Raw genomic sequence first — 9,161 nt, 5'->3', positions numbered from 1 at the left:
GAGACCATGATGACGCACCCTATGCATTTGAGTGGTATATGGAGTGAATTAGAAAACGAGCAAGGTGATGTGCAAGTGCGACGTCATACGATACCTGTTCAACCCGCACAAAGAATCAGCTTTTTAACCACCCCTCACGATGTAGGTCGCTGGGCTTGGCATTGCCATTTATTATTCCATATGGATGCCGGTATGTTTAGAGAGGTAGTCGTATCATGAAACAATTAAAACTATCTAAATCATTAGGTTTATTAATGTTAACAGGGGCTTCATTAATTAGTTTCCCTTTATTAGCGCAAAGTGAAATGGCACAAATGAATAGCGCTAAGATGCAACCACAAGGAGGAAGTGCACCTAAAGATGCAAGAGACCCCCATGCTTACTCTGCGGGAACAACTTTAACAGAAGGCCCATATGCGCTTGAGGGCAATGAGCGATTAACACTCGCTGATGAGCATCCATTTTACGCATTACTAGGCGATCGTCTTGAATATAACGAGCAAGCAAACGCAGGTGTATTTGACTTACAAGCATGGTACGGCACTACCTTTGATCGATTGGTAATTAAAACCGAGGGTGATTTCAGCGAAGGAAGTATTGAAGAAAACCAAACCGATATTTTATGGGGTCACGCCGTATCAGCATATTGGGATACTCAAGCAGGTGTTCGTCTTGATTACAATAAAGAAGGTGAAAATCGGCAATGGTTAGCTTTTGGCTTACAAGGTTTAGCCCCTTATTGGTTTGAACTTGATATGACAGCATACGTAGGTGAGCGAGGCAATACCGCATTTACGTTAGAGGCAGAGTACGAACTATTACTCACGCAAAAGCTAATTATACAACCGCGAGCCGAAATTACACTTTATGGCAAAAACGATAAACAAAACGAACTTGGAAGTGGCCTATCAAGCAGCGCGATTGGCTTTAGGGTTCGTTATGAATTTACACGCCAGTTTGCGCCCTATATTGGCGTTGAATGGAGCAATAAATTTGGCAATACCGCCGACTATGCCACATCAAGTGGACAAAGTAACAACAACACCGCATTTGTTGCGGGTATTAAATTTTGGTTTTAATCATTTTAAATAAGAGGTAATTATGAAGTTTTTTAATTCTGCAGTAGCCATTTTAGGTTTAGTGCTTACATTTTCCGCATCAGCGCATATATCACTCAAGCAATCAACACCTGCGCAAGAAGCCATGTTAATGAAAAGCCCAGAGCAACTTTCGTTAACTTTTGGTGGTGAAGTAAGGCTAGCAAAAGTCATCATCAAAGATGAAAAAAATAAATCAATAAACTTTGATTTCAAACCCAGCGCCACCCCAAGCACAGACTTTAATTGGTCATTACCGAGCCTAGCCCAAGGCACTTACACGGTTAAATGGACAGCACTGGGTGGTGATGGACATAAAATGACCGACACGTTTAGATTTATGGTACACAAAAGTGAATCGCATAAGATGATGCAAGAACAATCTAATACCCACAGCAAACATAATCATTAAGTAGCAACATAATGCAATTAAGTGAATGGTCAGTACTCTTATTATTATTAAAACTAGCAAGCTATATAGCAATTGCAGGGCTTGCGGGCACTTTATTAATGCGCTTTATGTGTGGCAACAGCAATGTTGCAGGGCATCAGGTAATTAGCTTTTATCAGTTCTTAAAACGTTGGCAAATTACGTGTGTAGTTACAGGTAGTATTGCTGCACTTTTACAAGTACCAATAGAAGCTGGAGCAATGGCTGAATCAGGCTTTATGGGAATGTTTGACCCCTTTATGCTTGAAATTGTTTGGCAATCAGTCATAGGTGACCAAGCAACGTTTAGAATACCAGCGCTTATTATTGCTCTAATTAGCGCATGTATGTGGAGTGTGGAATCAGATGATAACGTAGCAGGTTATAAAAACGGTGCCGTTATACTAATCATGCTTGGGTTTATCGCTTATAGCTTCACTTTTACTGGGCACAGTGCAAATGAAAATGGGTTAGTGAAAAGTATTTTAACCTTTCACCTTATTGCCATTGCGAGCTGGTTAGGGTCATTGTGGCCGCTTTACAAAAGCTGCACTTTACTACCTACCAGTGAAGTAAAGCGGTTAATGCATTACTTTGGTCAACTCGCTATTGTTATTGTATTTGTACTACTTATTTCGGGCTTAACTCTGCTCCTGCAGTACCTAGAGTCATTTTCTGCGTTGTTTACATCAAATTATGGGCAACTAATTTTATTAAAGCTGTTACTCGTCAGCGCGATGCTGTTACTAGGTGCATGGCATAAGCTTTTTTTAGTCCCGCAAATCACTCAACAACACCATATAAGTATATTAAAACGCTCGATCACTGTTGAAATATTAATTGCCCTATTTGTACTTATTACAACAAGTGTATTTACAACACTTGTTGGTCCGCCTATTTAACGATTAATAAAAAAGGAAAATGTATGTTAATTAAATCCTTTAATTTAAAAATTTTATTGCTACTAATTTTTAGCACTGTTAGTTCTTTTACTGTTAGTGCACATGACGATGAAAAATATTCAAAAAAAGGCAAGGCCTTTGTCAATGTTGATAGCGAGGCTGCAAAAACAGTCAGCCTATTTCATGCATCTCTAAAACAAGGCAATCGCGAAGCTGCACGTAAATTACTGGCCGACGATGTCATCATTTTTGAAGGCGGAAGTGTTGAGCGTTCTGCAGATGAATACGCGAAACATCATATGATAGCGGATATGAAATTCTTAAGTGCTGTTAATAGTGAACTACTAGAGCATCAAGTTTACACAAATGGAGACATAGCTTACTCAATTTCAAGAAGTAAAACTCAAGGAAAGTACAAAGGAAAAGATATTAAGTCTATGGGAATGGAATCAATCACATTAAAAAACACCGATACAGGTTGGAAAATCACTCATATTCATTGGTCAAATTAAGGAGTTAACAATGCGAGTAATCTACATTACCTCAGCGTTATTTTTATCATTAACTATGTCATTTTCGGCGATAAGTATCGAAAAACAACATAAAGCATTAATAACTTATGAGAATTCAGAAAAACCTAAAATTGAGCTTACCGTTTATAAAAGTAAAAATTGTGGATGTTGTAATAAGTGGATTGCTCATTTGAGCGAAAACAATATTCAAACAAAAGCAATTAACGTCAATGACATGGGGACGATTAAATCTCAGTATCAAATAAAATCAAATATGCGGTCATGCCATACAGCCGTTTCAGCCGATGGATTTGTATTTGAAGGTCATGTTCCCGCCAAACATATAAAACAGTTTTTAGCTGAACAACATCCTGAAAAGACGATAGGGCTCTCTGTTCCCGCTATGCCTGCTGGTACGCCAGGTATGGAAATGGGCGATCGCTTTTATAAATATAATATTGAAATGCTTACGCACGATTTACAGCAAAATACTTATAAGCATATTAGCAAATACGCTGAGCAGTTTTAACACTTATGGCACAACTCTTGATGTAATATTAAACATTGATTCAATGATTAAATATATAGTGGGTTTACGCCTAATAACCTGTAAGAATTACCCATTGGTATAAATGATATACAAAGTAAATGATAGAAAGGAGCCATCTAATGTCGCAGTATTTAAAGTTTTTCTTAATGATAGCCACATCAACATTAGTCATGTTTGTACTGATGTATTTGAATACTTATCAGCTAAGTCATGTTTTTTTTAGTGAAACTCGCACTTATATGGCGCTTTATATGGGAGCCATGATGGCAGTGATAATGCTACTTTTCATGCTCAATATGTATAAAGATAAAAAGAAAAATATAACAGTACTCATTGCTAGTGTTACCGTATTTGCGGGAAGTTTATTTTTAGTTCGATCACAAGCGACTGTTGATGATAGCTCATGGATGTCGGCGATGATCCCACATCATTCAATTGCAATACTCACCAGTGAAAGGGCAAAAATCAAAGATAAGCGAGTCCAAGAGCTTGCAACAAATATTATTGAGGCACAGCGTCGTGAGATTAAAGAAATGCAGTGGTTACTAAAGGATATAGAGAAAAATGGCCTAGCAGAAACTCAGGAGCAAGCACAATCTAGGACCGTACCGGATTTTAATGCTAAGTAAAATTTTATACCAATACATAAAAGGGAGCTAAACATGAGTAAATCAGCCCAACTTTTTAGAATGGCCACAGATGAGCATATTTGTCCGTTTGGTTTAAAATCAAAAGACCTACTAGAGCGAGAGGGATATACAGTTGATGATCAGCTATTAACTTCTCGAGAGCAAACAGATGAATTTAAAAAACAACACAGTGTAGAAACTACACCTCAAACATTTATTGATAATAAACGTATAGGTGGCTATGACGACTTACTCGATTACTTTGATAAGCCAAAAGCTGGGCAAGAAGGTACAACTTACACGCCCGTGATTGCGATTTTTTCGGTTAGTTTTTTGCTTAGTGTGGCATTTAGTTTTGCAGCGAATAATAGCTTATTATCAATGCAAACCGCTGAACTGTTTGTAGCCCTAACAATGGCAGTGTTAGCAATACAAAAGCTTCAAGACTTATTTAGCTTTACTAATTCATTTATAACCTATGACTTAGTCGCTATGAAAGTAGTCAGGTACGCCTATGTTTACCCATTTTTAGAAGCATTTGTTGGCATTGGAATGATAGCCGGATTACCAGCCTATATTATTGCCCCTATTTCATTGTTCATAGGTGGGGTTGGTGCTGTTTCAGTGATAAAAGCAGTCTATATAGATAAACGAGAGTTAAAATGTGCGTGTGTAGGCGGTGACAGTAACGTACCACTAGGGTTTATCTCCCTAACAGAAAACCTGTTTATGATCGCTGCCGGTATTTGGATGTTTGTTAAGTAAACAACAGCTTTAATTTAAAAACATGATGATGTACTAGTGTGATTACCAAGGGATTATGTCGCTCTAATTACCGAGCGACTTTGTCGTAAATAGCATATCAGCTGTACAATATCAGCTGTACTAGCTCATATCAGATCTCACAGTTTAAGTGAATAAGTTTAGACTTCATCAGGCAGACTGCTATGAGCGAGTTACGGACATTGAACATATGCTGGTGAACGTGGATATTCTAATATTTTACAGTTAAAAAAAAATGTCTCAACAAAACTAATGGACTTGTAGCCATTAAAGTATGATGAAATCTACCCGAGAAAAGAGTCCTAATATTCAGAGTAATATTGCGTGTAGTGCTGTAAATCATTTTTTCAGTTTTTCTTAAGTAAATCTTAAGGTTTGCCTGATATTTTATTAAGACACTTTTTATTTAGCCGATAGGTTTCTTTAATTGCTTGACTTATCGGTGATTAATTTGCAAATTTATTATCGCTAATAACTAAAAAACAGGGATTTATATATGTTATCAGTTGTACTTCCTGCCAAAGACGAAGCCGAAAATATTGGCCATCTTATTGAAGAAATTCATACCAGCCTTGCTGATTTATACCCGTTTGAGATTATCGTTGTCGATGATGGCTGTAGTGATAGTACCTTTGAAACCGCCCTCGAAACTGGAAGAACATTAGGCTGTGATGTAAAAGCTATCAAACATGCCTACAGTGTCGGACAAAGCACAGCGATTGTGTCGGGTGTGTTACAGGCGAAATACACCTTGATGGCGACCCTTGATGCCGACGGACAAAACGATCCGGCTGATTTGCCTAAATTAGTTGAGCGCGCTCAACAAATAGAAGCCGCTAATTTTTGCGTAATTGGCTACCGTAAAAACCGAAAAGACACGCCTTGGAAACGTTTTCAGTCGCGTTTTGCTAATAAATTCCGCGATGCTATTTTACATGATGGTGTGCCAGATACCGGCTGTGGTTTGAAAGTAGTGCCCACAGCCACATACCTAAGGCTACCACACTTTAACCATATGCACCGTTATATTCCTGCTTTGGTCAAACGTATGGGAGGCGAAGTGCAAGTGCAAGAAGTGAACCACCGCGATCGTGAACATGGTCTATCAAAATACACGGCTTGGAATCGAGCTTGGGTCGGTATTGTTGATGTATTAGGCATGATGTGGCTTATTCGTCGTGGCAAAGTGCCAATGGTTAATGAAATTCAAACGAGTAACACTAGTGACGATTAACAGGCTCGCTAAATTTATTGTTAGTTTGTCGTTATTTATTGCGATAGCGTTTGCAGTTCAACAAGGTTTTTTTGAACATATCGCTGACAGTAACTGGGTCGCTAAGTTTGTTAAAGAACAAGGCAAACAAGCCGTTGTTGTATTGATGGCGATGGGGGCTGCCTATGCCGCTCTTGGTGCGCCACGCCAATTGTTAGCGTTTGCGTTTGGTTTTGCTTTTGGGGCTGTTGAAGGGGCACTTTTAGCGTTAGTAGCAACAGAGCTCGGTTGTATTTTGTCATTTTACGCCGCCAAATGGTTGTTTCGCTCAAGCTTGCAACGCAAATTTAATAAAAGTTTAATGAAATTTGAACGCTTGGTTAAAGACAATACCACCTTAAAGGTATTGATGATTCGGTTGTTACCTATCGGCAGTAACTTGTTTACTAATGTCGCAGCTGGAGCAACTACAGTACCGGCTCAGGGGTTTTTTCTTGGTAGCTTTATTGGCTACATTCCACAAACCTTAATTTTTGCCTACGCTGGCGCTGGAATTGGTTTATCAGAGCACGAAAAAATACTCATCAGTATTGCGCTGTTTATTGTTTCATCGGTAATTGGCTCACTGCTTTATCGCAGTCAATTTCGTCGTAAAGTACAAGAACTATAAAGAAGTTAGGTTATGAAAAATATAATAAAAACCTTCGAACAAGATGATTATTACGCCGTCTTAAAAATCTTACTGGCCTTTGCCGCTGTTATTATTTTATTAGGTATTGGTATTCGTTCACCGTGGCCTGCTGATGAACCTCGATTTGTTGAAGTAGCCAGAGAAATGGTTGCCACTGGCAATTGGCTATTTCCAATGCGTGGCGGTGAATTTTATCCTGATAAACCACCAGTTTTTATGTGGTCAATCGCTCTTTTTTATTCACTTATTGGCAACCTAAAACTGGCATTTTTACTGCCAAACGCCATCTGTGGCTTGATCACTTTATTTTTGGTGTATGATCTTGGGGCAAAACTCCATAGTGTTCGCGTGGGTCGCAATGCCGCTTTACTTTTATTAATTACACCACAATTTTTGATCCAAGCTAAAGCTGCCCAAATTGATGCGATGGTGATGTGTTGGATAACGATTGGTTGTTATGGCTTTATCCGTCATTTCATTTTAGGGCCCAATTGGCGCTGGTATTTTATTTCGTGGGCATTTATGGCGCTCGGCATTATTACTAAAGGGGTAGGTTTTTTACCTGTACTCATGTTTATTCCCATCATTGCTTATCGCTTGGCGAATAAAGACTATTTTAAAGGCAGGCTCACCTTCGCTTGTTGGTTAGGTTTTGTGCCCTTTTTCTTGGTGTTGGCGGCTTGGTTTGTACCGATGATGATTACGGTGGCAGAGCAAGCGACCCCTGAATTAATTCAGTACAAAAACAATATTCTGTTCAAGCAAACGGGCGAACGGTACGCCAATGCCTGGCATCACCTTGAGCCTTGGTATTATTTTATTGTTAGTGTAATTCCCGTGATGTGGTTTCCATTACCAATTTTATTGTTGAGCTCGCTAAAGCATGTTTATCACAAATTAAAAACAGATCCAGTATTGATGATATTGTTTGCTTGGGTTGTGCTTGTGGTGTGTTTTTTCAGTATTAGTCCGGGCAAGCGCGGGGTTTATGTGTTACCTGCATTGCCGATGTTGTCGCTGTTTACCACCATTGCTTACCATGAAGTTAAACTACCGTTATGGTTTAACCGCATCAGCAAAAGCATTTTATGGTTAATTGCTATTGTGCTTGTTGTCGCTTGCATTGGTTTATTAACGGGTCATAAAAAATTAGTGAAACCATTAACCGCATACCCTGAAATGATCCCGTGGGCGGCAGGTTTAGCGTTTATTTTAGCAGCGATATGGTTAGTTAGTTTATGGCGATTACGGTCGAAAAACGCCTTTTTTAATTTAGGAATGGTAATTGTCGCTTCTTGGTTAATAGTGAGTACCTTAGGATATTGGCTAGCCGAGCCCCTGCGCACACCCAAACATGTTATTGAAGAAGTGGAAAACACCTTAGGTCAGCATGGTGAGCGCGGTGAACTTGGGTTAGTGAAATTTAAAGAGCAATTTTTATTGTTTTCACAATTACCAATAACGCATTTTAGTTACCTAGCAACGGATGAAGAAGAAGAGCGTAACGCATGGCTATGGATGGGCGAGAAGGCGGGTCGATTTATTTTAGTGCCAGATGATGCCAACTTAACGTGTTTCGATGTGTCTAACGGGCAAGATATGGGCTACGCTCACAGGCAGCACTGGTTATTATTAAGTGCTAAGCAAATGGCAGAAAACTGCCAAGCGCCAAAAGTTATTAAGCGTTTTAGTGTTCCTAGAGAAGCGTATTAATGAAAATAGCTGTAGTAGGAGCAGGTTTTGTTGGTTTGTCTAATGCCATTTTACTTGCTCAGCATAATAAGGTGGTTATCTACGATATCGTTCCAGCGAAAGTAGATTTAATTAATAGTCGTAAATCTCCCTTTGTCGATAAAGAAATAGAAGCTTTTTTATTTAAAGATGATCTCGATTTTGTTCAGTCACTTGAAAGCGCGTTAGGAATTAAAGCCAAGAAAAATTTTATGCCGATGCAAGCGGGCGATGTTTACCAAACCTTTGCAGATATTGATGACTTATTTAATGTTACTGGCTATAAGCCTAAAATGAGTGTTGAACAGGGCGTTAATAACTTTGTTGACTGGTATCGTGAATTTTATGGTTAAGTGATTTATCTATCCATTTTTGCATAATAGTGACATCTAGAGATGTCCGCCTATATTTCTAATATCAGTAATTATCTGCTGTAATCAAACAGGACACTTTGATAATGGAATATTATCCAATACTATTCATCAAGGTCCGTTCATGGCACAGACTGTGTGAAAACTAATTTTTAATAAATTGTCTTGGGTATGTTCTTAGTTTGAAACCATTTAAGATGGTTGCGATCGATTTTTTCTCAGTATCGCAATTTTCTCCGCGCGAGCGAAACT

11 protein-coding genes and 2 pseudogenes are annotated in these 9,161 nt (G+C 38.8%); all 13 read left to right on the top strand.

The features are described from left to right. A partial coding sequence (locus L1264_RS20970) for a multicopper oxidase domain-containing protein (RefSeq protein ID WP_235404584.1) occupies positions 1–219 on the top strand: 219 nt, incomplete at its 5' end. Next, positions 216–1,079, top strand: coding sequence for a copper resistance protein B (locus L1264_RS20965; RefSeq protein WP_008109922.1), 864 nt, complete (start codon positions 216–218; stop codon positions 1,077–1,079). The genes L1264_RS20970 and L1264_RS20965, both read left to right, overlap by 4 nt. Before the next feature lie 22 nt (positions 1,080–1,101). Then, entirely contained in the window at positions 1,102–1,509 is a 408-nt protein-coding gene (locus tag L1264_RS20960; protein ID WP_008109924.1) for a copper resistance CopC family protein, read from the top strand. Positions 1,510–1,520: 11 nt separating this feature from the next. Continuing rightward, the gene (locus L1264_RS20955) at positions 1,521–2,429 is read left to right on the top strand and encodes a copper resistance D family protein (protein ID WP_008109926.1); all 909 of its coding nucleotides are present in this window, start codon (positions 1,521–1,523) and stop codon (positions 2,427–2,429) included. A gap of 23 nt (positions 2,430–2,452) precedes the next feature. Further along, positions 2,453–2,941: a YybH family protein gene (locus tag L1264_RS20950; RefSeq protein WP_008109928.1), complete on the top strand. Its 489-nt coding sequence runs from the start codon at positions 2,453–2,455 to the stop codon at positions 2,939–2,941. Positions 2,942–2,951: 10 nt separating this feature from the next. Beyond that, entirely contained in the window at positions 2,952–3,470 is a 519-nt protein-coding gene (locus tag L1264_RS20945; protein WP_024032684.1) for a DUF411 domain-containing protein, read from the top strand. Between the two features lie 140 nt (positions 3,471–3,610). Then, positions 3,611–4,120, top strand: a complete 510-nt coding sequence (locus tag L1264_RS20940) for a DUF305 domain-containing protein (RefSeq protein WP_024032683.1) — start codon at positions 3,611–3,613, stop codon at positions 4,118–4,120. Between the two features lie 33 nt (positions 4,121–4,153). Continuing rightward, positions 4,154–4,885: a MauE/DoxX family redox-associated membrane protein gene (locus L1264_RS20935; protein WP_024032682.1), complete on the top strand. Its 732-nt coding sequence runs from the start codon at positions 4,154–4,156 to the stop codon at positions 4,883–4,885. A gap of 514 nt (positions 4,886–5,399) precedes the next feature. After that, positions 5,400–6,137, top strand: a complete 738-nt coding sequence (locus L1264_RS20930) for a glycosyltransferase family 2 protein (protein WP_024603948.1) — start codon at positions 5,400–5,402, stop codon at positions 6,135–6,137. Beyond that, positions 6,133–6,786 (top strand): TVP38/TMEM64 family protein, encoded by a 654-nt coding sequence (locus L1264_RS20925; protein WP_024603947.1) that lies wholly within the window; start codon positions 6,133–6,135, stop codon positions 6,784–6,786. Before L1264_RS20930 ends, L1264_RS20925 begins: the two co-directional genes overlap by 5 nt. A 12-nt stretch (positions 6,787–6,798) precedes the next feature. After that, positions 6,799–8,520, top strand: a complete 1,722-nt coding sequence (locus L1264_RS20920; protein WP_024603946.1) for an ArnT family glycosyltransferase — start codon at positions 6,799–6,801, stop codon at positions 8,518–8,520. Then, positions 8,520–8,678 (top strand): annotated as a pseudogene (locus tag L1264_RS20915) (UDP-glucose 6-dehydrogenase); the annotation flags it as partial. The gene L1264_RS20920 and the pseudogene L1264_RS20915, both read left to right, overlap by 1 nt. A 15-nt stretch (positions 8,679–8,693) precedes the next feature. Next, positions 8,694–8,891: pseudogene (locus L1264_RS20910) on the top strand (protein CapI); the annotation flags it as partial. Between the last annotated feature and the right edge of the window lie 270 nt (positions 8,892–9,161).

The organism is Pseudoalteromonas sp. APAL1 (assembly GCF_021532475.1).
In the GTDB taxonomy this organism is placed as follows: domain Bacteria; phylum Pseudomonadota; class Gammaproteobacteria; order Enterobacterales; family Alteromonadaceae; genus Pseudoalteromonas; species Pseudoalteromonas lipolytica_C.
The sequence above is the reverse complement of the archived record's forward strand: the minus strand, read 5'-3'. Positions and strand labels throughout refer to the sequence as shown.